The following is a 24790-nucleotide window of genomic DNA, read 5'->3' on the forward strand; positions in this document are numbered from 1 at the left end:
TGCCTCAGGACTCCTGGGTGAGGGAGACGAGCACGTCGTCCCCTTCGATCTTTACGGGGTATACGGGGACGGGGCGCGTCGCGGGAGGGCTGTCGGGCTTGCCGGAGCGCAGGTCGAAGCGCGAGCCGTGCAGCCAGCACTCGATGTGGCAGTCGTCCACCTCGCCCTCGGCGAGGGAGACGTTGGCGTGGGAGCAGATGTCGTTGATCGCGAAGACCTCGCCCTCGGCCAGGACGACCGAGACGGGCGTGCCGTCGATCTCCACCCGCTTCGGGGTGTCCTCCTCCAGCTCGCTCAGCCCGCAGACGCGGACGAACGCCGATGAGGCAGTCATGCGACCGATGCCTCCAGCTCCTCTTCGATCTTGACGAGCAGGCGCTCCTCGATGTCGTCCACGCCGATCTGCTGGACCAGCTCGGCGAAGAAGCCGCGGACGACGAGGCGACGCGCCTCGAGCTCCGGGATTCCGCGTGCCATCAGGTAGAAGAGCTGCTCGTCGTCGAAGCGGCCGGTGGCGCTGGCGTGGCCCGCGCCGACGATCTCGCCGGTCTCGATCTCCAGGTTCGGAACCGAGTCGACCCGCGCGCCGTCCGTCAGGACGAGGTTGCGGTTCATCTCGTAGGTGTCGGTGCCCTCGGCCCTGGCCTCGATGAGCACGTCGCCGATCCACACCGCGTGGGCGCTGTCGCCCTGGAGCGCGCCCTTGTAGACGGCGTTCGACTTGCAGTGCGGGGTGTTGTGGTCGACCAGGAGGCGGTGCTCCTGGTGCTGGCCCTGGTCGGTGAAGTACAGGCCGAACAGCTCGGCCTCGCCGCCGGTGCCGGCATAGGCCACGCGCGGGTGCAGGCGGACCACGTCACCGCCGAAGGTGACCACGACCGACTTGAAGGAGGCGTCCCGGCCGACGAGGGCGTTGTGCTGGGCGACGTGCACGGCCTTGTCGTCCCAGTCCTGGACGGAGACGACGGTCAGCTTGGCGCCGTCGCCGAGGACGTACTCGACGTTGGCGGCGAGCACCGCGTCACCGGTGTGGTCGATGACCACGACCGCCTCGGCGAACGCGCCCAGTTCGATCACCTGGTGGGCGAAGGCGGTCCCGCCCTGGCCGTGCACCGCGATGCGGACCGGCTCGGTGAGGACGGTCTCCTTCGGCACGGTCACGACCGAGGCCTCCTCGAAGGCGGAGAACGCCTGCGCGGCGACGCGGTCCGCCGGGACGCCCGCCCTGCCGAGCCGCGTGTCGTCGCGGCCGACCGTCTCGACGGTGACGCCCACGGGTGCCTGCACGTCGACCTTGACGCCGTCGCCGGTGACGACGGCGGTGCCGTCGTGCAGACCCCGCAGCCGCTCCAGCGGGGTGAAGCGCCACTCCTCCTCACGGCCGTGCGGGACCGGGAAGTCCGCCACGTCGAAGGACGGCGGCGCGCTCATGCGCGTGGCGACGGTCGACTCGGCGGCCACCGCGATCGAGCCGGAGGTCGTCGACCCCACGGATGGTCCACCCGCCCGAGCGGATCCGGGGATGGGGGAGTTCTGGGCCTCAGCCATGGCTGTCGTTCTGCTCGCTTTCTTGAAACGGGTGCGATCACCGGCTCGCCGGGGGCGGGCCGTCTGCGGCGGGGACGGGCGGCGCGTCAGCCGACCGCGCCCTCCATCTGCAGCTCGATCAGCCGGTTGAGCTCCAGCGCGTACTCCATGGGCAGCTCCTTGGCGATCGGCTCGACGAAGCCGCGCACGATCATCGCCATGGCCTCGTCCTCCGACAGGCCGCGGCTCATCAGGTAGAAGAGCTGGTCGTCGGAGACCTTGGAGACGGTGGCCTCGTGGCCCATGGACACGTCGTCCTCACGGACGTCCACGTAGGGGTAGGTGTCCGAGCGGGAGACGGTGTCGACGAGCAGCGCGTCGCACAGCACGTTCGACTTCGACCCGGCGGCGCCCTCGCCGATCTCGATCAGACCGCGGTAGGAGGTACGGCCACCGCCGCGCGCCACGGACTTGGAGACGATGTTGGACGAGGTGTTGGGGGCCATGTGGACCATCTTGGCGCCCGCGTCCTGGTGCTGGCCCTCGCCGGCGAAGGCGATGGACAGGGTCTCGCCCTTGGCGTGCTCGCCCATCAGGTAGACGGCCGGGTACTTCATCGTCACCTTGGAGCCGATGTTGCCGTCGACCCACTCCATGGTCGCGCCCTCGTAGGCGACGGCGCGCTTGGTGACCAGGTTGTAGACGTTGTTCGACCAGTTCTGGATGGTCGTGTAGCGGCAGCGGGCGTTCTTCTTGACGATGATCTCGACGACCGCGGAGTGCAGCGAGTCCGACTTGTAGATCGGGGCGGTGCAGCCCTCGACGTAGTGGACGTAGGCACCCTCGTCGACGATGATCAGGGTCCGCTCGAACTGGCCCATGTTCTCCGTGTTGATGCGGAAGTAGGCCTGCAGCGGGATCTCCACGTGCACGCCCTTCGGCACGTAGATGAAGGAGCCGCCGGACCACACGGCCGTGTTCAGCGCGGCGAACTTGTTGTCACCGGCGGGGATGACCGTGCCGAAGTACTCCTTGAAGAGCTCCGGGTGCTCCTTCAGCGCGGTGTCCGTGTCGAGGAAGATGACGCCCTGCTCCTCCAGGTCCTCGCGGATCTGGTGGTAGACGACCTCCGACTCGTACTGGGCAGCGACACCCGCGACGAGGCGCTGCTTCTCCGCCTCCGGGATGCCGAGCTTGTCGTACGTGTTCCTGATGTCCTCGGGCAGGTCCTCCCAGGACTCCGCCTGCTTCTCCGTGGAGCGCACGAAGTACTTGATGTTGTCGAAGTCGATCCCCGACAGGTCCGAGCCCCAGTTCGGCATGGGCTTCTTCTCGAAGAGCCGCAGACCCTTCAGGCGCAGCTTGGTCATCCACTCCGGCTCGGACTTCTTGCCCGAGATGTCGCGGACGACCTCCTCGTTCAGACCGCGGCGCGCCGACGCGCCGGCCACGTCCCGGTCGGCCCAGCCGTATTCGTACTTGCCCAGGCCCTCGAGTTCGGGGTGGGCAGTCTCCGTGGGGAGAGTCATGCGGGGTTCCTCCCGGCCGTGCTTGCGGATGCGTTCTGAGTGGTCTTGGAAGTCTTCGGAATGAACGTCGTGCAGACGCCGTCGCCGTGCGCGATGGTGGCCAGCCGCTGGACGTGGGTGCCCAGCAACTCGGCGAAGAACTGGGTCTCGGCCTCACACAGCTGCGGGAACTGCTCGGCGACGTGCGCGACCGGGCAGTGGTGCTGGCACAGCTGCTCACCCTGCTGTGGGTGGGGCGCGCTGCGCGCGGTAGCAGCGTACCCGTCCGCGCTCAGGGCCTTGGCCAGCGCTCCGGTGCGCTCACCGGGAGCGGCGGCGTCCATCGCCCGGCGGTAGGCGGCGGCCTGCCCGGCGAGCCTCGCGCGCGCGAAGGCGACGACGGCCTCGTCCCCGCCGAACCGCTCCTGGATGAAGCGCAGGGCGTCCGCGGCCAGCTTGTCGTACGACTGGTCGAAGGCGTCCCGGCCGCAGTCGGTCAGGGCGAAGACCTTGGCGGGGCGGCCGCGCGTGCGCGTTCCGTAGACCCGCTGCTCGCGCGCCTCCACGACGCCGTCGGCGGTCAGGGCGTCCAGATGGCGCCGTACGGCCGCCTGGGTGAGCCCCAGCCGCCCGGCCAGCTCGGCGACGGTCGACGGGCCGTGGTCCAGGACGGACCGCGCGACGCGGTTGCGCGTGGAGCGCTCACCGGTCGCGGACTCGTCCTGAGGGACAGCCCCCGCAGGGGTCTCCCGAGCCTCGCCAACGTTTTTCACAACGCCATTGTTGCGTAATTCCCGAGATACTGACAAGCGCCGTCCGGATCAAGGGGCGGTGCCCTGCATCACTTAGGTCAACCTAATCGGACCTGCGGCAACGGCCGGCGGCGGATCGCCCGGCCGTCCGGTGGCGCCGGAAAGGGACTTGGGGGAGACTGCTCCACCATGCCGAAACCCTTCCCGACCGGCCCTCTTGTGACCCGGGACACCCTCGCCGCCCAACTGCGCGAGGCGGGCGTGAGTCCCGGCGAGACCCTGCTGGCGCACTCCTCGCTGAGCTCGCTCGGCTGGGTGTGCGGCGGAGCGGCCACGGTCGTCCAGGGGCTGCTCGACGCGCTCGGCCCGGACGGCACCCTCGTCGTCCCCACCCAGTCCGGCCACCTGACCGATCCGGCGGCGTGGAGCAATCCCCCGGTGCCCGAGGAGTGGTGGGAGGAGATCCGGGACACGATGCCCGTCTACGACCCGGCGACCACGCCCTCGCTCGGCGTCGGGGTGATACCGGAGACGGTCCGCACCTGGCCGGGCGCCCTGCGCAGCGCCCACCCGCACACCTCCTTCGCCGCGGTCGGCCCGCGCGCCGCGGAGATCGTCCGGGGGCACGCCCAGGACTGCCGGCTCGGCGAGCGGAGCCCGCTGGCCGCCCTGGAGACGCTCGGCGCCCGGGTCCTGCTGCTCGGCGCCGGATACGACTCCTGCACCAGCTTCCACCTGGCCGAGTACCGGATACCGGCGCCGCTCACCGCGGTGGGACGGCCCGGGCCGGACGGGTGGGAGGTCCTGACCGAGGTGTCGATCAGCTCCGAGCGGTTCGACGAACTCGGCCACGACTTCGAACGCGACCGTCCGGTCCTGCGGGGCAGGGTGGGCGCGGCCGACGTGCGGCTGTTCCCCGTCGCGGACGCCGTGGCCTACGCGCAGCGGTGGCTGGCGCTGCACCGGCCCCGGGAGGAGGAGTTCCCGCACCCGCGCGTCTGAGGCCGGCGGGGCCTACCTAGACTCTGGACCCATGCGAAGTGAGCCCGCCCGCCCGTCTCCCGGCCTCCACCCCTCGAGGAGACGCTTCGCGCCACACCCGATGATCGAGGTTCGGGCCCTGGTGAAGCGGTACGGCACGAAGACCGCGGTGGATGGCCTCGACCTGGTGGCCCGGGCGGGCGTGACCGCCGTGCTCGGTCCCAACGGAGCGGGCAAGACGACCACGGTCGAGACCTGCGAGGGGTACCGGAAGCCGGATTCCGGCACGGTGCGCGTCCTGGGCCTCGACCCGGTGAGACAGTCCGCCGAGCTGCGCCCCCGCGTCGGCGTGATGCTCCAGTCGGGGGGCGTGTACTCCGGCGCGCGGGCGGACGAGATGCTGCGCCACGTGGCCAGGCTGCACGCCCACCCGCTGGACGTGGACACCCTGATCGAGCGGCTCGGGCTCGGTGCCTGCGGGCGCACCTCGTACCGCCGGCTGTCCGGCGGCCAGCAGCAGCGCCTCGCCCTGGCGATGGCCGTGGTGGGCCGCCCCGAGCTGGTCTTCCTCGACGAGCCGACGGCAGGCCTGGACCCGCAGGCCCGCCGGGCCACCTGGGAACTGGTGCGCGACCTGCGCGACGACGGCGTGTCCGTGATCCTCACGACGCACCACATGGAGGAGGCCGAGCAGCTCGCCGACGACGTCGCGATCATCGACGCCGGCCGGGTCATCGCCCAGGGGTCGCCGGAGGAGCTGTGCCGCGGCGGCGCCGAGAACACCCTGCGCTTCGCCGGACGTCCGGGCCTGGACGTCGGGTCCCTGCTGAAGGCACTGCCCGCGGACTGCGCCGCCGCCGAGCTGACACCGGGCTCGTACCGGATCGTCGGCAAGGTCGACCCGCAGCTGCTCGCCACGGTCGCGTCGTGGTGCGCGCAGCACGGGGTGATGCCGGACCGGATCTCCGTGGAGCGGCACAGCCTCGAGGACGTCTTCCTGGAGCTGACCGGCAAGGAGCTGCGCTCATGACCGCCACCGGTACCTACACGCCGAAGCCCGGCGCGGCCTCGCTGCCCCGCATGATCGCGGCACAGGCGGCGCTGGAGACGAGGATGCTGCTGCGCAACGGCGAGCAGCTGCTGCTGACCGTGGTGATCCCCACACTGCTGCTCGTGCTGTTCAGCTTGGTGGACATCGTGGACACCGGCGCCGGCGAGGCCGTCGACTTCCTCGCCCCCGGCATCCTGGCCCTCGCCGTGATGTCGACGGCGTTCACGGGGCAGGCCATCGCCACCGGTTTCGAGCGCCGTTACGGGGTGCTGAAGCGGCTGGCCTCCTCGCCGCTGCCGCGCTGGGGGCTGATGACGGCCAAGACGGCGTCGGTGCTGGTCACGGAGGTACTGCAGATCGTCCTGCTGACGGTGATCGCCTTCGCGCTGGGCTGGTCCCCGCACGGCGGTCCGGCAGCCGTCGTCCTCCTGCTGGTCCTCGGGACGGCCGCCTTCTCGGGGCTCGGCCTGCTGATGGCGGGCACGCTCAAGGCCGAGGCCACGCTGGCCGCCGCGAACCTGGTCTTCCTGCTGCTGCTCGTCGGCGGCGGCGTGATCGTCCCGCTGGAGAAGTTCCCCTCCGGCGTACAGGACGTGCTCGGGCTGCTGCCGATCTCCGCCCTGTCGGACGGCCTGCGGGAGGTGCTCCAGCACGGCGCCGGCATGCCGTGGGGCGACCTGTCGGTGCTGACCGTGTGGGCGGTCCTGGGGCTCGCGGCCGCCGGCCGGTTCTTCCGCTGGGAGTAGCCGCCGGGACGGACCCTCGTGAAAGGGTGCACAAGCGGCGCCCTACCATGGACGGCGTGCCGAACCTGACCCGCGCCGACGCCGCGTCCGCCGCGCGCAACCCGCTCGCCTTCGTCGCCGCACGCTGGACCCCGCATCCGAGGACCGTCCAGCGGGCGGCCCTCGCCGCGCTCGTGATGGCGGTGGTCATCGTCGTCACCGGCGGCGCCGTCCGTCTGACCGGCTCGGGCCTGGGCTGCCCGACGTGGCCCAAGTGCACCGCCGACTCGCTCGCCACCACGCGGGCGATGGGCCTGCACGGCGTCATCGAGTTCGGCAACCGGATGCTGACGTACGTGCTGTGCGCGGCCGTCGGCTGGGCGATCGTCGCCGCCCGCTCGCAGAAGCCGTGGCGGCGCAGCCTCACGCGGCTGGGCTGGGCCCAGTTCTGGGTGGTCATGGGCAACGCCGTGCTCGGCGGCATCGTGGTGCTCGTCGGCCTGAACCCGTACACCGTCGCGGCCCACTTCCTGCTGTCCACGGCCCTCATCACGGTCGCCACGGTGATGTGGCAGCGCACCCGCGAGGGCGACGCGGCGCCCCGGCCGCTGGTCGGCAAGGCCGTGCAGCAGCTGGTGTGGTTCCTGACCGCCGCCGCCGTCCTGCTGGTCGCCGCCGGTACGGTCGTCACGGGGGCGGGGCCGCACGCGGGCGACTCCCAGGAGGTCGCGCGGATCCCCGTCGACTGGGAGACGGTCACCAAGCTGCACGCGGTGCTGGCCTGGATCGTGGTGACGCTGACGTTCGCCCTGTGGTTCGTGCTCAAGGCGGTCGACGCGCCCGGTGCACCGCTGCACCGCACCCGCGAGCTCTTCCTGGTCCTGCTGGCGCAGGGCGTGATCGGCTATGTCCAGTACTTCACCCACCTGCCGGAGGTGCTGGTGGGCGCGCACATGCTGGGGTCGTGCCTGGTGTGGATCGGGGTGCTGCGGGTGCTGCTGTCGCTGCGCGAGCGTCCCGCGGCGGTGGCGGACCTGGCGGGGCCCGCGGCCGAGACGGCCCTGACGAAGGTCTGACGCGGGGCCGCACCCCGGTACACGCCGGCGCGGCGCCCGCGTCGGCGCACACGTACGGGAAGACCCGGGCGGGACGGGCGGCGTGGTGGTGACGCGGGGAGCCGTGCGGCAGGACGGGAAGCGGTCCCGAGGCCGGCGGAGGCGCGAGTGACCGCACTGCGGGACGGGAGGCGGTCCCGAGGCCGGCGGGGGCACGGGCGGAACCGGTCGGCGCGCGACGGGCGGGCCCCCGGGGCGGGCGAGAGCCGGGCCTCGAAAACGACTGGGCCCGGCTCCGTTATGAGCACGCCGGGGCGGTACCGGTCCACCAGGGACGGCGTTTCGGCCGTCCGGACGCCTTCCGGGGGTGGACCGTGCGCTCCCCGGGGCCCGTCGCCGGGCCCCGCGCTCCTACGGTCCCCATGGGTGAACCCGGCGTCGGATGTCGCTCTGCGGCGACGTGTACGGCGGTCCGGCGGCCGTCAGCCGTTGCTCGGGCCGCCGACCTGGATGCCCGCCATGCGCGTCCACTCGTACGGCCCCGTCCTGACCTTGGCCGCGAACTCGCCGTCGAAGGCCTCGTGGACGGTGATGCCGGCCTTCCGTACCGCCTGCTCGGCGAGGGCGTGGCTGGGGGCCACGACGTCGCCCCAGGCGCCGTCCTCGCCGACGAGGACGATGCGGGCGCCGCGCTGCCCGAGGTAGGCCACCTGGCCCTCGGCGCCGCCGTGGGCCCTGGCGAAGGAGCTGATCTGCTTGGCGAGCCGCGCCACCTTGCGCTCGGCTCCGGGCTCAACCTGCTGCGTGTCTGCCATGCCCAGATGCTACCGACGGGTAGAGGGGACGGCGACGGGCGGGGTCCGTGGCCTTGACCACGCTCCCCCGTCCTCCCGGCCCGGCAGGGGCGTCGCGGTGTCCCGTCGCCCCGGGACGCCCGGGGGTCCGGCCGGTGCGGGAACTACCGCAGGAAGGGGTCCACCGCGATCGCCACGAACAGCAGCGACACGTAGGTGATGGACCAGTGGAACAGGCGCATCTCCTTCAGCTTCGCGCCGGTCGCCTCGGCCCTGGCGCGGTTCTGCAGCGCGTGCGCCTCCCACAGCCACCAGCCACCCGCCGCGAGCGCCACCGCGGTGTAGAACCAGCCGGTGTAGCCGAGCGGCGTCAGCAGCAGCGACACGCCGACCATTACCCAGCTGTAGACCACGATCTGCCGCGCGACCACCTTGTTGGAGGCGACGACCGGCAGCATCGGCACGCCCACGCGCGCGTAGTCGTCCTTGACCTTCATGGACAGCGGCCAGTAGTGCGGCGGCGTCCAGAAGAACATGACCAGGAAGAGGATGACCGGCGCCCAGGACAGGGAGTCGGTGACCGAGGACCAGCCGATGAGGACCGGCATGCAGCCGGCGATGCCGCCCCAGACGATGTTCTGCGACGTGCGCCGCTTGAGGATCATCGTGTAGACGACGACGTAGAAGAGGAGCGCTCCGAGGGACAGCCACGCCGACAGCCAGTTGACCGTGAGGCCGAACAGCAGCGTCGAGACCACGCCCAGGGCGATGCCGAAGGCGAGGCACTCGCGCGGGCTGACCGTCCCGGTGACCAGCGGACGCTGCGAGGTGCGGTCCATCAGGGCGTCGATGTCGCGGTCGATGTACATGTTCAGCGCGTTGGCGCCGCCCGCGGAGAGGTAGCCGCCGAGGCAGGTCAGCAGCACGAGCCCCAGGTCGGGAACACCCTGCTGCGCGAGGAACATCACCGGAACGGTGGTGATCAGCAGCAGCTCGATGATCCGTGGCTTGGTCAGCGCCACGAACGCCTTGACGCGGGTCCCGAACGGCCGGCGGATCGGGCTCTCGTTCGCACCGAGTTCCCCCATTGCCTGGACGGCATGGGAGGGACCCCCATCCGCTGGACGGGATTCGACGGCCGTCACGCACACCCCTGACAGAGACATCCCAGCGAGCCCTCCCGTGTGAATGCACGGTAAAGGCTCGCGCGTACCACGCCACTGTAGACGTTGCCCAGACCCGGACATTCGCGGGGGTCCGGCTGTGTTGGAGCGTGTGGCCCGACGGGCGTACGGACGCTCGATTGAGCAGTCGGATGAGCGCCGTCGTATTCATGTGTCGAATGGGACGCCGGCCAGTGGACAGGCGGAAGTTCGGAGAGTCCCGGCACTCCGCGGCGACGCGGAAAAACGCAGGTTGTTAGGGGATAGGCTCGACAGCGGCCGGCCGGCGCCGATGCGCCGGCAGCCCGTGGGCGCACGTACCCCGGCAACCGACATGTGGAGAGGAGCCCTGACCCAGGGTGAGCACCAAGCCGACCACCACAGAGCTCGAGTGGACCGAGCTGGACCAGCGCGCGGTGGACACCGCGCGCATCCTGGCCGCCGACGCCGTACAGAAGGTCGGCAACGGCCATCCCGGTACGGCGATGAGCCTGGCCCCCGCCGCCTACACCCTCTTCCAGAAGGTGATGCGGCACGACCCGGCCGATCCGCAGTGGGTGGGGCGCGACCGCTTCGTGCTGTCCGCCGGCCACTCCTCCCTGACCCTCTACACCCAGCTGTACCTGGCCGGCTTCGGCCTGGAGCTGGACGACCTGAAGTCCTTCCGCACCTGGGGCTCGAAGACGCCGGGCCACCCGGAGTACGGGCACACCAGGGGTGTGGAGACCACGACCGGTCCGCTCGGACAGGGTGTCGCCAACGCGGTGGGCATGGCGATGGCCGCCCGCTACGAGCGCGGCCTGTTCGACCCGGACGCGCCGGAGGGCGAGTCCCCCTTCGACCACTTCGTGTACTGCATCGCCGGCGACGGCTGCCTGCAGGAAGGCATCTCCGCCGAGGCGTCCTCGCTGGCCGGCCACCAGAAGCTCGGCAACCTGATCCTGCTGTGGGACGACAACCACATCTCGATCGAGGGCGACACCGAGACGGCCGTCTCCGAGGAGACCACCGCGCGCTACGAGGCCTACGGCTGGCACGTGCAGCGGGTGGAGCCCCAGGAGAACGGCGACCTCGACCCGCAGGCCCTCTTCGCGGCGCTCCAGGAGGCCAAGGCGGTCACCGACCGGCCGTCCTTCATCGCGATGCGCTCGATCATCGCCTGGCCCGCCCCGAACGCGCAGAACACCGAGGCCGCGCACGGCTCGGCACTGGGCGACGAGGAGGTCGCGGCCACCAAGCGCGTTCTCGGCTTCGACCCGGAGAAGACCTTCGAGGTCTCCGATGAGGTCCTGGACCACACCCGCCAGGCCCTGGAGCGCGGCCGCCAGGCCAAGGACATCTGGGAGAAGAGCCTGCAGGAGTGGCGCGACGTCAACCCCGGGCGCGCCGCCGAGTTCGACCGCATCAGCGCCGCCGAGCTGCCCGCGGGCTGGGAGGAGAAGATCCCGGTCTTCGAAGCCGGCAAGGCCGTCGCCACCCGCGCCGCCTCCGGCAAGGTGCTGCAGGCGCTCGGCGAGGTGATCCCCGAGCTGTGGGGCGGCTCCGCCGACCTGGCCGGCTCGAACAACACGACGATCGACAAGACGTCGTCGTTCCTCCCGGCGGGCAACCCGCTGCCGGAGGCGGACCCGTACGGCCGCACCATCCACTTCGGCATCCGCGAGCACTCCATGGGCGCGGAGCTGAACGGCATCACGCTGCACGGCAACACCCGCGCCTACGGCGGCACGTTCCTCGTCTTCTCCGACTACATGCGCAACGCGGTGCGGCTGTCGGCCCTGATGCACCTGCCGGTGACGTACGTGTGGACGCACGACTCCATCGGCCTGGGCGAGGACGGCCCGACCCACCAGCCGGTCGAGCACCTGGCCTCGCTGCGGGCGATCCCCGGCCTGAACATCGTCCGCCCGGCCGACGCCAACGAGACCGCCATCGCCTGGCGCGAGATCCAGCGCCGCTGGACCAAGGAGTTCGGCAAGGGCGCCCCGCACGGGCTGGCGCTGACTCGTCAGGGCGTGCCGACGTACGAGCCGAACGACGACGCCGCGCGCGGCGGCTACGTCCTGTTCGAGGCCGAGGGGCCCGGAGGGGAGAGCGCCGAGCCGCAGGTGATCCTGATCGCCACCGGTTCCGAGGTGCACGTCGCCGTCGAGGCGCGCGAGCAGCTCCAGGCCGACGGCGTCCCCACCCGCGTGGTCTCCATGCCGTCCGTGGAGTGGTTCGAGGAGCAGGACCAGGGGTACCGGGACAGCGTCCTGCCGCCTGCCGTCAGGGCGCGCGTCGCGGTCGAGGCGGGTGTCGGGCTCACGTGGCACAAGTACGTGGGAGACGCCGGCCGCATCGTGTCCCTGGAGCACTTCGGTGCCTCCGCCGACGCCAAGGTCCTCTTCCGCGAATTCGGATTCACCGCGGAGAACGTGGCCGCCAAGGCCCGGGAATCTCTCACCGCCGCCCAGCGCTGACGCTCATATACGACACGTAGGAGATGACTCATCCCATGACAGACGCACTGAAGCGCCTTTCCGACGAAGGCGTCGCGATCTGGCTGGACGACCTGTCGCGCAAGCGGATCACGTCCGGCAACCTCGCCGAGCTGATCGACGAGCAGCACGTCGTGGGCGTCACGACCAACCCGACGATCTTCCAGAAGGCCATCTCGCAGGGCGACGGCTACGACCAGCAGCTGTCCGACCTCGCCGCCCGCAGGGTCACCGTCGAAGAGGCGATCCGCATGATCACCACGGCGGACGTCCGGGACGCCGCCGACATCATGCGCCCCGTGTTCGACGCCACCGGCGGCCGGGACGGCCGGGTCTCCATCGAGGTCGACCCGCGCCTCGCGCACAACACGAAGGCCACCGTCGCCGAGGCGCGGCAGCTGGCCTGGCTGGTGGACCGCCCGAACGCGCTCATCAAGATCCCCGCCACCCAGGCGGGCCTGTCGGCGATCACCGAGACGATCGCGAACGGCATCAGCGTCAACGTCACGCTGATCTTCTCCCTCGAGCGCTACCGCGCGGTCATCGACGCCTACCTCACGGGCCTGGAGAAGGCGCGCGAGAAGGGCCTGGACCTGTCGCGGATCCACTCCGTGGCCTCCTTCTTCGTGTCCCGCGTGGACACCGAGATCGACAAGCGGATCGACGCGCTCGGTACCGACGAGGCCAAGGCGCTGCGCGGCAAGGCGGGCATCGCCAACGCGCGGCTGGCCTACCAGGTGTTCGAGGAGGTCTTCGCCTCCGACCGCTGGAACGCGCTGGAGAAGGCGGGCGCGAACAAGCAGCGTCCGCTGTGGGCCTCCACCGGGGTGAAGGACCCGGCGTACAGGGACACCATGTACGTCGAGGAACTGGTGGCGCCGAACACGGTCAACACCATGCCGGAGGCCACCTTGGAGGCCACCGCCGACCACGGTGAGATCCGCGGCGACACCATCAGGGGCACCTACGAGCAGGCCCGCGCCGACCTCGACGCGCTGGAGAGGGTCGGCATCAGGTACGCCGAGGTGGTCCGACTGCTGGAGGACGAGGGCGTCGACAAGTTCGAGACGTCCTGGAACGACCTGCTCAAGTCGACCGAGGCGGAGCTCCAGCGCCTCGCCCCCGCGGAGGGCTGAGACCTTGTCCCGGCCTTCCGGTACCGGAGCGAACCCGCTCCGTGACCCCGCCGACCGACGGCTCCCGCGCATCGCGGGGCCGTCGGGCCTGGTCATCTTCGGCGTCACGGGCGACCTGTCCCGCAAGAAGCTCATGCCCGCCGTCTACGACCTCGCCAACCGGGGTCTGCTGCCGCCGGGTTTCTCGCTCGTCGGCTTCGCCCGGCGCGACTGGGAGCACGAGGACTTCGCCCAGGTCGTGCACGACGCCGTCAAGGCGCACGCGCGGACGCCCTTCCGCGAGGAGGTCTGGCAGCAGCTCATCCAGGGGATGCGCTTCGTACAGGGCACGTTCGACGACGACGAGGCGTTCGAGCGGCTGCGCGGCACCATCGAGGAGCTCGACAAGGCCCAGGGCACGGGCGGCAACTTCGCCTTCTACCTGTCGGTGCCGCCGAAGTCCTTCCCCGTGGTCATCCAGCAGCTGAAGAAGCACGGGCTGGCCGACCAGACGGGCGGGTCCTGGCGGCGCGCGGTCATCGAGAAGCCCTTCGGCCACGACCTGAAGTCGGCCGAGGAGCTCAACGCGATCGTCCACGAGGTCTTCGCCCCGGACCAGGTCTTCCGGATCGACCACTACCTGGGCAAGGAGACCGTCCAGAACATCCTGGCGCTGCGCTTCGCCAACCAGATGTTCGAACCGATCTGGAACCGGTCCTTCGTGGACCACGTGCAGATCACGATGGCCGAGGACATCGGCATCGGCGGCCGCGCCGGCTACTACGACGGCATCGGCGCCGCTCGCGACGTCATCCAGAACCACCTGCTGCAGTTGCTGGCGCTGACCGCGATGGAGGAGCCCTCCTCCTTCGACGCCGACGCGCTGGCCGCGGAGAAGACCAAGGTGCTGGGTGCCGTGCGGCTGCCGAAGGACCTCGGCGCCTCCACCGTGCGCGGGCAGTACGCGGCCGGCTGGCAGGGCGGCGAGAAGGTCATCGGCTACCTCGAGGAAGAGGGCATCGACAAGGCGTCGAAGACCGACACCTACGCGGCGGTCAAGCTGGGCATCGACAACCGCCGCTGGGCGGGCGTCCCCTTCTACCTGCGCACCGGCAAGCGGCTCGGCCGCCGCGTGACGGAGATCGCCGTGGTCTTCCAGCGGGCGCCGCACTCCCCCTTCGACACCACCGCCACCGAGGAGCTCGGCCAGAACGCGGTCGTCATCCGCGTCCAGCCGGACGAGGGCGTCACCGTCCGCTTTGGATCCAAGGTGCCGGGCACGTCGATGGAGATCCGGGACGTGTCGATGGACTTCGCCTACGGCGAGTCCTTCACGGAGTCCAGCCCGGAGGCGTACGAGCGGCTCATCCTGGACGTCCTGCTCGGCGACTCCAACCTCTTCCCGCGCACCGAGGAGGTCGAGCTGTCCTGGGAGATCCTCGACCCGATCGAGGAGTACTGGGACCAGCACGGCAGGCCCGCGCAGTACCCGTCGGGCACGTGGGGGCCGGCCGAGGCGGACGAGATGCTCGCACGAGACGGACGGAGCTGGCGCCGGCCATGAAGATAGACCTGACCGACACCACGTCCAGCAAGATCAACAAGGCGCTCGTCGAGGGCCGCCGGGCCATCGGCACACCGGCCGTCGGCATGGTGCTCACGCTGGTCATCGTCACCGACGAGGAGAACGCCTACGACGCCCTGAAGGCCGCGAACGACGCCTCACGCGAACACCCCTCGCGCACGCTGGTGGTCGTCAAGCGCGTCTCGCGCACGTCGCGCGACCGCACGTCCTCGCGTCTGGACGCCGAGGTGCGGGTCGGCGCGGACGCGGGCACGGGCGAGACGGTCGTGCTGCGGCTGCACGGCGAGGTCGTCGACCACGCCCAGTCGGTGGTCCTGCCGCTGCTGCTGCCGGACGCGCCGGTGGTCGTCTGGTGGCCGGTGAGCGCCCCCCTCGACCCCGCGAAGGACCCCCTGGGCGCACTGGCGCAGCGCCGGGTCACCGACACCTACGCCTCCGAGGACCCGGTGCGGGACCTGGCGGCGCGGGCCGAGGCGTACACGCCGGGCGACACGGACCTGTCGTGGACCCGCATCACGCCCTGGCGGTCGATGCTCGCCGCGGCCCTCGACCAGGTGACCTGCGAGGTCCAGGCCGTCGAGGTGCAGGGCGAGGAGTTCAACCCGAGCTGCGAACTGCTCGCGATGTGGCTCGCGGACCGGCTGGACGTGCCGGTGCGGCGGACCGTGTCCGCGGGGCCGGGCCTGACCGCGGTGCGCATGGACACCACCTGCGGCCCGATCGCCCTGGACCGCGGCGACGGCCGGCTGGCGACCCTGGCCATCGAGGGACAGCCGGAGCGCGCGGTGGCGCTCAAGCGGCGGGACACGGCCGAGCTGATCGCGGAGGAGCTGCGGCGTCTGGACCCGGACGACACGTACGCCTCGGCGCTGAGGTTCGGGGTGCACCGGCTGCTCGGGGCGCCGGCGACCGGCGGGCCGGTCGCGGTGCCGGAGCCGGAGGACGACGTCGCCAAGGGCCCGGCCCAGCGGTCGGCCTCCGGCGGCGCCGAGAGGGTGGCGACACGGGAGGCGGCGGCGAAGTGAGCACTCCGCAACTGGTCGTCCACCGCGACAAGGACCTGATGGCGCAGGCCGCCGCGGCCCGCCTCATCACGCGGATCGTCGACGCGCAGATCTCCACGGGGTCGGCGTCGGTGGTCCTCACCGGCGGCCGCAACGGCAACGGCGTGCTGGCCGCGCTGGCGGCGGCACCGGCCCGGGACGCCGTCGACTGGAGCCGGCTGGACCTGTGGTGGGGCGACGAGCGGTTCCTGCCGGAAGGCGACCCCGAGCGCAACGTCACCCAGGCCCGCGAGGCGCTGCTGGACTCCGTTCCGCTGGACCCGAAGCGCGTGCACGCCATGCCCGCGTCGGACGGACCGTTCGGCTCGGACGTCGAGGCGGCGGCGGAGGGCTACGCCGAGGAGCTGGCCCGGGCGGCCGGCCCCGGCAACCACGGCGGCGTCCCGGCGTTCGACGTGCTCCTGCTGGGCGTGGGCCCGGACGCGCACGTGGCCTCGCTGTTCCCGGAGCACCCGGCGGTGCGGGAGACGGAGCGCACCGTGGTGGGGGTGCACGGCGCTCCGAAGCCGCCGCCGACCCGGATCTCCCTCACGCTGCCCGCGATCCGCGCGGCCCGCGAGGTGTGGCTGTTGGCGGCGGGTGAGGACAAGGCGAACGCGGTGGCGATGGCGCTGTCGGGCGCGGGTGAGATACAGGCTCCCGCGGCGGGCGCCCGGGGCCGGGCCCGCACCCTGTGGCTGCTGGACACGGCGGCGGCCTCGCAGCTGCCGAGATCGCTGTACCCGCCGGCGTCCGCGTGACCGCGCGAACCCGTCCACGCCCGAGGCGTGGACGGGTTCGTTCGTGTACGGGGTTCGCGCGGGTGCGGGTTCGCGCGGGGGCCGGCGCGGGCCGGGAACGCCCACGCCGGCCCCCGGCCACCGCCTCCGCTACTTCACGGACCCGGCCATCACGCCCTGCACGAAGTGCCGCTGGAACGCGAAGAACACCACGACCGGCACGACGAGCGACAGGAACGCCCCCGGCGCCAGCACGTCGATGTTGCTGCCGAACTGCCGGATCTGCGACTGGAGCTGGACGGTCAGCGGCTGTGAGGAGCTGTCCGCGAACAGCAGCGCCACCAGCATGTCGTTCCACACCCACAGGAACTGGAAGATGGCCAGGCTCGCGATCGCGGGCCGCCCGACGGGCAGCACCAGCCGGGTGAAGATCCGCCACTCGCTGCCGCCGTCCATCCGCGCGGCCTCCAGCATCTCCTTGGGCATCTCGGCGAAGTAGTTCCGCAGCAGGAACACCGCGAACGGGAGCCCGTAGGCCACGTGGAAGAGGACGACGCCCGGGATGGTCCCGAACAGGCCCAGCAGGCCGAAGAGTTTGGCGACCGGCAGCAGCCCGATCTGCACGGGCACCACCAGCAGGGCCACCACCAGCAGGAAGAGCGGCTCCCGGCCGGGGAAGTCCAGCCAGGCGAAGGCGTATCCGGCCAGCGCGGCGATCACGACGACGAGCGCCGTCGTGGGCACCGAGATCAGCACCGTGTTCCAGAACGCCCGGGTGATGCCGGCGTTCTCCAGCAGGGCCGCGTAGTTGTCGAAGGACAGCTGCCCGGGACTGGCCAGGGCCGTCCACCAGCCGCCCTTCGCGGTGTCTGCGGCGGACCTCAGCGAGGACAGGAACAGTCCCGCCAGCGGCGTCAGCCAGACCAGCCCGACCAGCACCAGGAAGGCCTGCACGAGCCCGTTGCCCAGGCCCCGCCTGACCGCGTTCATCGCTGACTCCTTCGGAAGCGGCGGACGTTGAAGACCATCGCGGGGACGACCAGCAGCAGCAGGAGAACCCCGAGCGCGCTGCCGAGGCCCTGGTTGTTGCCGCCGCCGAACGACACCAGCCACATCTGGGTGGCCAGCACGGTCGCGTCCTCCTGCACCGGCCCGGGCGCGATGATGTAGACGAGGTCGAAGACCTTCATCACATTGATCACCAGGGTCACGAAGACGACGGTCAGCACCGGGGCGAGCAGCGGGACCGTGATGCGCCGGAAGATCTGCCACTCGTTCGCCCCGTCCATCCGGGCCGCCTCCAGTGCGTCCCGGGGCAGCGTGGACAGGCCCGCGCCGATCAGGACCATCGCGAAACCGGTCCAGATCCACAGGTAGGCCCCGATGATCGCCGGAGTGACGAGGGTCGGGCCGAGCCAGGAGACGCCCTGGTAGGGCGCCGCGAAGTTGGACGCCGGCAGCCTCACCGCGTACGCGCCGGTGTCGAGCCCGGAGAAGCGGAAGGAGCCGTCGGCGGCCGTCGTGGCGCTCGCGACCGTCCGTCCGCCGCGCACCGCCTGGACCTCCATGCCGGGCAGTCCGCTCTCCGACCGGTCGACCGCGCCCTGCCTTCCTCCCCCGCCGGGGGTGAAGTCGAGGTAGACCACACCGCGGATCTCGTCCGGCGCGGCCTTCCGCCCGGCCGCCCCGGACGCGGGTTCGGCGTCCCGGGACAGGTCCCCGGGCAGCACGCCGACCATGGGCAGCGTCACCGCGTCGCCCGGCGAGAGGCTCGCGCCGGTCGCGTAGGAGCCGTCGCCGTCCGGGTTCAGCCCGAGCCCCGTGCGGGCCCGTGCCGTCGGATAGGACGGCGTGGTGGTGAAGGCGTCGTGCACCGAGGTCACGGCGGCGTTGAGCACGCCCTTGTCGGGGTCCTCGTCGTAGGCGAGCCGGAAGATGATGCCGGCGGCGAGGAAGGACACCGCCATCGGCATGAACAGCAGCAGCTTGAACGCCGTCGCCCAGCGGACCTTCTCCACCAGAACGGCGAGGATCAGGCCGAGGCCGGTCAGCAGGGCCGGGGCCACGACCACCCAGATCGTGGTGTTGCGGATGGCCTTGAGCGTCGCCGGGTCGCGGAACATCTCGGCGTAGTTGCCGCCGCCGACGAACCGGGTGCCGGAGGCGTCGAAGAAGCTCCGCCCGACGGAGAACAGCACCGGGTAGACCACGAGCGCGCCGAGCAGCAGCAGCGCGGGGAGGACGAACAGCACGGCGGCGACCCGCCCCCGCCGCCGCGGGCGCCCCGGGCGGGGGACGGGCCCGGCGGCGGGCGGGGGGCTCGCCCCCTTCTCCTTCACGGGAGTGATGGCGGTCATCGCGGCTCAGCCCTGGTAGGCCTTGGCCGCGGCGGCCTCCAGCTTCGCCGCGGTCGCCTTCGGGTCGGAGGGGTCGCGCAGGAAGTCCTGCAGCAGCTTCCACTCGCCGGTGCCCTTGGTGCCGCCGAACGCCGCGGGTGCCTGGTCGGACATGTCGAAGCGGACCGAGTCGCCGGCGTCGACCAGGGACTTGGCGGTGGCGCGGGTGACGTCGTCGCCGTAGGAGGCGAGGTCGAGCTTCCTGTTCGGGGACAGGAAGCCGCCCGCCTTCGCCCACACGGCCGCGGCCTCGGGGGTCGCCAGGTACTCCAGCAGCTTCATGCCGGCCCGGGCGTGCTTGCCGTCCTTCAGCACGACGGCCGCGTCGCCGCCGCTGACCACGGGTGCCGTGCCGCCGTCGACGGCCGGGAAGGGGAAGAAGTTCGCGTCCTTGCCGACGGTCCTGCCGAACTGGTCCTTGGCGACGCCCGCGACGAAGTCGCCCTCGTAGACCATGCCGGCCAGGGGCTTGGGCCCGAACACCTTCTCCACCGAGCCGGGGAAGTCGGTGTTGAGGGCCGTGTTCTGCCCGCCGGCGATGAGCTGCTTGTCCTTGAACAGCTCGCCGAGCGTGCCGAGCGCCTTGACCACGCTCGCGTCGGTCCACTTCAGCTTGTGGGCGGCGAGGGCGTCGTACTTCTCGGGGCCGGCCTGGGAGAGGTAGACGTTCTCGAACCAGTCGGTGAGGGTCCAGCCGTCCTGGCCGGCGACCGCGAACGCGGCGAGCCCGGAGTCGGAGACCGTGTGCCCGGCCTTCAGCATCTCGGCGTAGGTCTTCGGCGGGGTGACGCCGGCCTGCGTGAGCGCGTCGGGGCTGTACCAGACGGTCGACTTGTGGGCGGCCTTGAAGTACAGGCCGTACAGGGTGCCGTCGACGCTGCCGTAGTTCTTCCACACGGGGGCGAAGCCCGCGTCGACGGACTGCCGGGCGGTGGCGGACAGCGGCGTGAGCCAGCCCTTCTTCGCGAACTGCTGCAACACGCCGACCTGCGGGACCATGACGACGTCGGGCGCGTTGCCGCCCTCGATCTTGCTGCCGACGACGGTGGAGACGTTGTCGCCGGTGGACACGAACTGCGTCTTGGCGCCGGTCTTCTCGGTGAACGCGTCCAGCACCTTCTGGAAGTTCTTCTGCTCGGTGCCCGACCAGACGCCGGCCACGGTGACCGTCTGGCCGCTGAGCGCCTTGTCGCCGCCGCCCGCGGTGACGGGGCCGCCGCCGCAGGCGGTGGCGCCGAGCGCGAGGGCCAGGGCGGTGCAGCCGGTGAGCAGGGTGGTACGTCGTCGCATCATCGTTGATGTCCCTTCAGGGGTTGGTGACCGGGTTGGTGACCGGGTTGGTGACTGACGGTTGATCAGGACGTGCTGTCGTCCGTGATCCACCAGGCGGCGGTGGACCCGGCGAGCACGCCGGGCGGGCAGGTGCCGCTGGCCAGCAGCGGGGTGCCGGGGACCGGCGCGGGAGTGGGCGCCGTACCGAAGTTGACGGCGCACACGAGACCGTCGCCGCGGACGAAGCCGAGGACGCCGGGCGGGGTGTCCAGCCACCGCAGCGTGCCCTCGCCCAGTTGCGGCAGTGAGGCGCGCAGGTGGAGGCCGTCGCGGTACAGGTGCCAGAAGGAGCGGGTGTCGGCGAGGGCGCGGTCGGTGGCGTGCTCGGCGAACCACTCCGGCTGGGGCAGCCACGGTTTGGCGCCCCCGGCACCGGAGGTGAAGCCGAACGGCGAGGCCTGCCCCGACCACGGCAGGGGCACCCGGCAGCCGTCGCGGATCCGGGCGCGGCTGCCCGTGCGGCGGAAGATGGGGTCGGTGAGGACGTCGTCGGGCAGGTCGACGACCTCCGGCAGGCCCAGTTCCTCGCCCTGGTAGATGTACGCGGCCCCGGGCAGCGCCAGCATGAGCAGCGCGGCGGCGCGGGCCCGGGCGGCGCCCAGACCGCTGCCCGCCGGGGTCGTTTCGCCGTAGCGGGTGACGGTACGGACCTGATCGTGGTTGTTCAGGACCCAGGTGACCGTCGACCCGGTGCCGGCGATGTCCTGCATGGCCTCGGAGATCACCTTGCGGAAGGCGTCGGCGTCCCAGGGGGCGCTGAGCAGGTCGAAGAAGAACGCCTGGTGGAGTTCGTCCGGACGGACGTAGCGCGCGTGCTCGCGGGCGGTCGGCACCGACACCTCGCCCACCAGCAGGCGCTCGCGGCCGTCGCGTGCCGTGTACTCCTCGCACACCGCCCGCCAGTGCCGCCACACGTCGTGCACCTCGGGCTGGTTCCAGGCGAGCGGGTTGACCGAGTCGCGGGTGCGGGCGTCGGCCTCGGGGTCCGGGGAGTCGGGCAGGGCGGGGTGCTTGAAGAGGCCGGCCGCGACGTCGATGCGGAAGCCGTCGACCCCGCGCTCGAGCCAGAACCGCAGCACCCGGTCGAACTCGGCGGCGACCTCGGGGGTGCGCCAGTTCCAGTCGGGCTGCTCCGGCGTGAACATGTGCAGGTACCACTGGCCGGGTCGGCCGTCCGCCTCGGTGATCCGGGTCCAGGCCGGGCCGCCGAACATGGCGTGCCAGTTGTTGGGCGGCTCGCTGCCGCCAGGACCGCGGCCGTCGGCGAAGTGGAACCGGGCGCGGGCCGCGCTGCCGGGCGGGGAGGCGAGCGCCTCGCGGAACCATGGGTGCTCGCTGGAGCAGTGGTTGGGGACGATGTCCAGCAGCACCCTGACGCCGAGTCGGCGGGCGGTCGCCACGAGCAGGTCGAACTCGGCGAGGTCGCCGAAGGTGGGGTCGACGTCGCAGTAGTCGGCCACGTCGTAGCCGTGGTCGTGCTGCGGCGAGGGGTAGAAGGGGCTCAGCCAGATCCCGTCGACGCCCAGCTTCTTCAGGTACGGCAGGCCGGCCCGGACACCGGCCAGATCGCCGATGCCGTCGCCGGTGCTGTCCAGGAAGCTGCGGACGTACACCTGGTAGATCACCGCGTCGCGCCACCAGCGGTGGGCGGGTATGGGCTTGGGACTCACCCCGTTGACCTGTCTGTGCGTGCCGGGCGGCCCCGACCGGGGCGCGCTGTTATGCATGCATGTTAGGTAGAGGTGTCACGAGGGTGTCAACGAACGTGCACGATGCTGTCGGCGCGCCAACGCCCCTAAAAAGGGGCATACCGGTTCGGTTTGCGTGCAGTTGAGATGTGCGCGTTACCTAACAGGTAAGCAGGAAGGGGTGAGCGGTTCAGCCGCGGCGCGAGATGGCTGCCAGCTCGCGCGCCAGCCGCCGGACGGCCGCCTCGGGTGTCTGACGTCCGGTCAGTGCGTCGTGCACCACCGCCTGCACCACCAGGCTCACCTGGTCGTAGTGCGGGCTCTTGGGACGGGGAGCGGCCGTGAGCACGGCGGTGCGCAGGGTCGGCAGGTAGGGGAACCGCCGCACCAGCTCGGGGTCCTCGTAGAGCGCGGCACGCACCGGCGGCAGGGCGCCGCGGGTCAGCACCTGGCGCTGGACGCGCTCGCCGGTCAGGTAGGCGATCAGGCGCGCTGCGGACTCGGGGTGCCGCGCGTGCGTGGTGACGGCCAGGTTCGATCCGCCCAGGACGCTCGTGCCCGGCCCGTCGGGCCCCGGCAGCGGCACGGCGCCGATCCTGCCGGCGACCTTCGATCCCGGGGCGGAGGCCACGGCGTACGCGTACGGCCAGTTGCGCAGGAAGAGCAGCCGGCCGTCCTGGAAGGCCTGCTTGGACTCCTCCTCCTTGTACGTGAGCGCCTCCTTCGGGATCCAGCCCTCGCGCACGCCGCGGGCGAGGAACCCGATGCCCTCGCGCGCCGCGGCGGAGTCGACGGTCACCCGGGTGCCCTCGTCGCCCAGGACGCTGCCGCCCGCCGAGTACACGGCCTCGGCCGCGTTGACGGTCAGGCCCTCGTAGGGCAGGAACTGGCCCGCATAACCGCCGAGTCCGTGCCGGGGCGCGATCGTCGCCGCGTCGCGCTCCAGCTCCGCCCAGGTGCGTGGCGGGGGGACGCCCTCCTCTGCGAGGACGTCCTTGCGGTACAGCAGCAGCCCGGCGTTGGTGACGTACGGAACGGCGTACAGCCGCCCGTCGTAGGTGGCCGTGCCCACGACCGGGGGCAGGAACGTGTCCAGCGGGAAGCGGTCCCGCGGCAGCGGGCGGATCCAGCCGGCCGCCGCGAACTCCGAGGTCCAGTTGACGTCGATGTTGAGGACGTCGAACCGGCCGCCGTCGCCGTCCCGCAGGTCGGTGGTCATCTGCGCGTAGGTCTCGTCGGCGGAGTCCGGCAGCTCGACGAGGGTGACCCGCTCGCCGGGGTGGGCGCGGTTCCAGCCTCCCAGCAGGGGGGCGAGGTAGCCGGTGAGGTCGCCGGCCGTGGCCAGGGTGAGCGGGCCGCGGCCGCCCTCGCCGCGCTGGTCGGCGCGGGCGCCGGAGGCGACGTATCCGGTGAGGACCACGGCGAGGACGAGGAGGCCCCTACCGGCGGCGTGTATCCACCGCATAGGTTCCTCCCTGTACACCGGCACCGGGCACCCTCGCCCGGGTAAGAGGCCATGTATACCCGTTAGGTATCAGCGATACTAGGGCCTGCGGCACATTACCCAGGATGCGAAGAGGAGAGCACGAGTGCGCCTGCCCCTGCTGGCTCTCCTCGCACGCGGCCCGGCCCACGGCTACGAGCTGAAGCAGGACCTTGAGCAACTGCTGGGTGCCGCGTACCCTCAGCCCAACGTCGGCCAGATCTACGTCACCCTCTCCCGCCTCGAGAAGACGGGACTGATCGAGGGCGAGGAGGTCGAGCAGTCGGGCCGGCCCAACAAGAAGATCTACCGCCTCACCGACGCCGGGCGGGAGGCGCTGCGCGCCTGGTACGAGGAGACGGCGGACGAGCCGCGGGTGCGGGACGAGTTCTTCATGAAGCTCGCCCTCGCCCCGCAGACCGGCCTCGCCGACCAGATCGCCCTCATCAACAAGCAGCGGCGTCAGTACCTCAACACCATGCGCGACCTGTCGAAGCTGGCCGCGGCCGAGAGCCGGGACAACCGAATCGCCCATCTGCTCATCGAGGGCGCGATGCTGCACCTGCAGGCCGATCTCGACTGGCTGGAGCGGTGCCAGGAGGAACTGGAGGAGCTGGAGTGAGCGACAGCCCCCCTGTGCTGCTGCGGGCCGAGGGACTGGTGAAGACCCACCACGGCGAGGGCGCGCCCGCGCATGCCGTGCGCGGGGTCGACCTGGCCGTGCGGCGTGGCGAGTTCGTGGCGGTCACGGGCCCCTCCGGAGCCGGCAAGTCGACGCTGCTGCACCTGCTCGGCGGTCTGCAGCGCCCGGACGCGGGCAGCATCCGGCTGGACGGCCGCCGCACGGACTCCTACTCCGAGGCGCGCTGGGCGGAGGAGCGCAGGAACGGCATCGGCATCGTCTTCCAGTTCTTCAACCTGGTCTCCAACCTGTCGGTCGCCGACAACGTCGAGCTGCCCGCGCTGCTCGCCGGCCGCTCGCCCCGCCGGGCCCGCGCCGAGCGTGAGGAACTGCTGGCCGAGCTGGGACTGACGGGCAAGGAACGGAGCATGCCGGGCGAGTTGTCCGGCGGCGAGCAGCAGCGGGTCGCCCTGGCGCGGGCGCTGGTCAACCACCCGCCGCTGCTGCTGGCCGACGAGCCCGCCGGCAGCCTCGACAGCAAGGGCACCCGCGAGGTGATGCGGCTGCTGACGCGCTTCCACCAGCGCGGCCAGACCATTGTCCTGGTCACCCACGACGCCCGGCTGGCGAGCGCTGCGGACCGGGTGATCAGCTTCTTCGACGGCCGGATCGTGGACGACGCGGAGCTGGACGGCGCGCCGTCGCGCGGGGCCGGCATCTCGGGCGTACTGGAGCTGAAGGACTGAGTGC

The 24790-nt window shown here is 71.6% G+C and carries 22 protein-coding genes; 11 read left to right on the plus strand and 11 right to left on the minus strand.

What is annotated here, in order from left to right:
- Positions 1–4: 4 nt before the first annotated feature.
- The 4 genes from ACWDNY_RS02145 to ACWDNY_RS02160 form a co-directional block, all read right to left on the minus strand.
- Positions 5–334 carry a non-heme iron oxygenase ferredoxin subunit gene (locus tag ACWDNY_RS02145; RefSeq protein WP_451643773.1) on the minus strand — a complete coding sequence of 110 codons (330 nt, stop codon included), beginning with the start codon at positions 332–334 and terminating at the stop codon, positions 5–7.
- Positions 331–1548, minus strand: coding sequence for a Fe-S cluster assembly protein SufD (sufD, locus tag ACWDNY_RS02150; protein ID WP_451643774.1), 1218 nt, complete (start codon positions 1546–1548; stop codon positions 331–333). Before sufD ends, ACWDNY_RS02145 begins: the two co-directional genes overlap by 4 nt.
- 86 nt (positions 1549–1634) lie before the next feature.
- Positions 1635–3056, minus strand: a complete 1422-nt coding sequence (gene sufB, locus ACWDNY_RS02155; RefSeq protein WP_451643775.1) for a Fe-S cluster assembly protein SufB — start codon at positions 3054–3056, stop codon at positions 1635–1637.
- Positions 3053–3808: a helix-turn-helix transcriptional regulator gene (locus ACWDNY_RS02160; RefSeq protein WP_451643776.1), complete on the minus strand. Its 756-nt coding sequence runs from the start codon at positions 3806–3808 to the stop codon at positions 3053–3055. Before ACWDNY_RS02160 ends, sufB begins: the two co-directional genes overlap by 4 nt.
- A gap of 168 nt (positions 3809–3976) precedes the next feature.
- On the opposite strand from ACWDNY_RS02160, the gene ACWDNY_RS02165 reads away from it, so the two are divergent.
- From ACWDNY_RS02165 to ACWDNY_RS02180, 4 genes are all read left to right on the plus strand, one after another.
- Positions 3977–4789, plus strand: coding sequence for an aminoglycoside N(3)-acetyltransferase (locus ACWDNY_RS02165; RefSeq protein ID WP_451643777.1), 813 nt, complete (start codon positions 3977–3979; stop codon positions 4787–4789).
- A 100-nt stretch (positions 4790–4889) separates the two neighbouring features.
- Positions 4890–5798: an ABC transporter ATP-binding protein gene (locus ACWDNY_RS02170; protein WP_451643778.1), complete on the plus strand. Its 909-nt coding sequence runs from the start codon at positions 4890–4892 to the stop codon at positions 5796–5798.
- The gene (locus ACWDNY_RS02175) at positions 5795–6565 is read left to right on the plus strand and encodes an ABC transporter permease (RefSeq protein WP_451643779.1); all 771 of its coding nucleotides are present in this window, start codon (positions 5795–5797) and stop codon (positions 6563–6565) included. Before ACWDNY_RS02170 ends, ACWDNY_RS02175 begins: the two co-directional genes overlap by 4 nt.
- Positions 6566–6612: 47 nt before the next feature.
- Positions 6613–7620 (plus strand): COX15/CtaA family protein, encoded by a 1008-nt coding sequence (locus ACWDNY_RS02180; protein WP_451643780.1) that lies wholly within the window; start codon positions 6613–6615, stop codon positions 7618–7620.
- Positions 7621–8081: 461 nt separating this feature from the next.
- Here ACWDNY_RS02180 and ACWDNY_RS02185 read toward each other — a convergent pair whose 3' ends face one another.
- Together ACWDNY_RS02185 and ACWDNY_RS02190 are read right to left on the minus strand one after the other, a co-directional pair.
- On the minus strand, positions 8082–8414 hold the full coding sequence (locus ACWDNY_RS02185) for a hypothetical protein (protein ID WP_451643781.1): 333 nt from the start codon (positions 8412–8414) through the stop codon (positions 8082–8084).
- Positions 8415–8557: 143 nt separating this feature from the next.
- Positions 8558–9559: a heme o synthase gene (locus ACWDNY_RS02190; RefSeq protein ID WP_451643782.1), complete on the minus strand. Its 1002-nt coding sequence runs from the start codon at positions 9557–9559 to the stop codon at positions 8558–8560.
- 356 nt (positions 9560–9915) lie between these two features.
- On the opposite strand from ACWDNY_RS02190, the gene tkt reads away from it, so the two are divergent.
- Genes tkt through pgl form a run of 5 tightly spaced genes read left to right on the plus strand, consistent with a single transcriptional unit; the run spans position 9916 to position 16540 of the window.
- Positions 9916–12018, plus strand: a complete 2103-nt coding sequence (gene tkt / locus ACWDNY_RS02195; protein ID WP_451643783.1) for a transketolase — start codon at positions 9916–9918, stop codon at positions 12016–12018.
- 35 nt (positions 12019–12053) lie between these two features.
- Positions 12054–13172, plus strand: coding sequence for a transaldolase (gene tal, locus ACWDNY_RS02200; protein ID WP_451643784.1), 1119 nt, complete (start codon positions 12054–12056; stop codon positions 13170–13172).
- A 4-nt stretch (positions 13173–13176) separates the two neighbouring features.
- Entirely contained in the window at positions 13177–14715 is a 1539-nt protein-coding gene (gene zwf, locus ACWDNY_RS02205) for a glucose-6-phosphate dehydrogenase (RefSeq protein ID WP_451643785.1), read from the plus strand.
- The gene (gene opcA, locus ACWDNY_RS02210) at positions 14712–15761 is read left to right on the plus strand and encodes a glucose-6-phosphate dehydrogenase assembly protein OpcA (RefSeq protein WP_451643786.1); all 1050 of its coding nucleotides are present in this window, start codon (positions 14712–14714) and stop codon (positions 15759–15761) included. Before zwf ends, opcA begins: the two co-directional genes overlap by 4 nt.
- A complete protein-coding gene (pgl, locus tag ACWDNY_RS02215; protein ID WP_451643787.1) occupies positions 15758–16540 on the plus strand; it encodes a 6-phosphogluconolactonase in 783 nt (260 codons plus the stop codon). Before opcA ends, pgl begins: the two co-directional genes overlap by 4 nt.
- Before the next feature lie 129 nt (positions 16541–16669).
- Here pgl and ACWDNY_RS02220 read toward each other — a convergent pair whose 3' ends face one another.
- The 5 genes from ACWDNY_RS02220 to ACWDNY_RS02240 all read right to left on the minus strand — a co-directional run bounded on the left by ACWDNY_RS02220 (position 16670) and on the right by ACWDNY_RS02240 (position 23400).
- On the minus strand, positions 16670–17509 hold the full coding sequence (locus ACWDNY_RS02220) for a carbohydrate ABC transporter permease (RefSeq protein WP_451643788.1): 840 nt from the start codon (positions 17507–17509) through the stop codon (positions 16670–16672).
- Positions 17506–18876 carry an ABC transporter permease subunit gene (locus tag ACWDNY_RS02225; RefSeq protein ID WP_451643789.1) on the minus strand — a complete coding sequence of 457 codons (1371 nt, stop codon included), beginning with the start codon at positions 18874–18876 and terminating at the stop codon, positions 17506–17508. The genes ACWDNY_RS02220 and ACWDNY_RS02225 overlap by 4 nt, the downstream gene beginning before the upstream one ends.
- Before the next feature lie 6 nt (positions 18877–18882).
- The gene (locus ACWDNY_RS02230) at positions 18883–20208 is read right to left on the minus strand and encodes an ABC transporter substrate-binding protein (RefSeq protein WP_451643790.1); all 1326 of its coding nucleotides are present in this window, start codon (positions 20206–20208) and stop codon (positions 18883–18885) included.
- 62 nt (positions 20209–20270) lie between these two features.
- Complete coding sequence (locus ACWDNY_RS02235; RefSeq protein ID WP_451643791.1) at positions 20271–21974, minus strand: glycoside hydrolase family 13 protein; 1704 nt, start codon at positions 21972–21974, stop codon at positions 20271–20273.
- Between the two features lie 151 nt (positions 21975–22125).
- Positions 22126–23400 (minus strand): ABC transporter substrate-binding protein, encoded by a 1275-nt coding sequence (locus ACWDNY_RS02240; RefSeq protein WP_451643792.1) that lies wholly within the window; start codon positions 23398–23400, stop codon positions 22126–22128.
- 124 nt (positions 23401–23524) lie between these two features.
- Between ACWDNY_RS02240 and ACWDNY_RS02245 the strand changes: the two genes are divergently transcribed.
- A complete protein-coding gene (locus tag ACWDNY_RS02245) occupies positions 23525–24040 on the plus strand; it encodes a PadR family transcriptional regulator (RefSeq protein ID WP_451643793.1) in 516 nt (171 codons plus the stop codon).
- Positions 24037–24786 (plus strand): ABC transporter ATP-binding protein, encoded by a 750-nt coding sequence (locus tag ACWDNY_RS02250; RefSeq protein WP_451643794.1) that lies wholly within the window; start codon positions 24037–24039, stop codon positions 24784–24786. Before ACWDNY_RS02245 ends, ACWDNY_RS02250 begins: the two co-directional genes overlap by 4 nt.
- Positions 24787–24790: the final 4 nt, after the last annotated feature.

It is taken from the genome of Streptomyces sp. NPDC003697, from assembly GCF_053587115.1.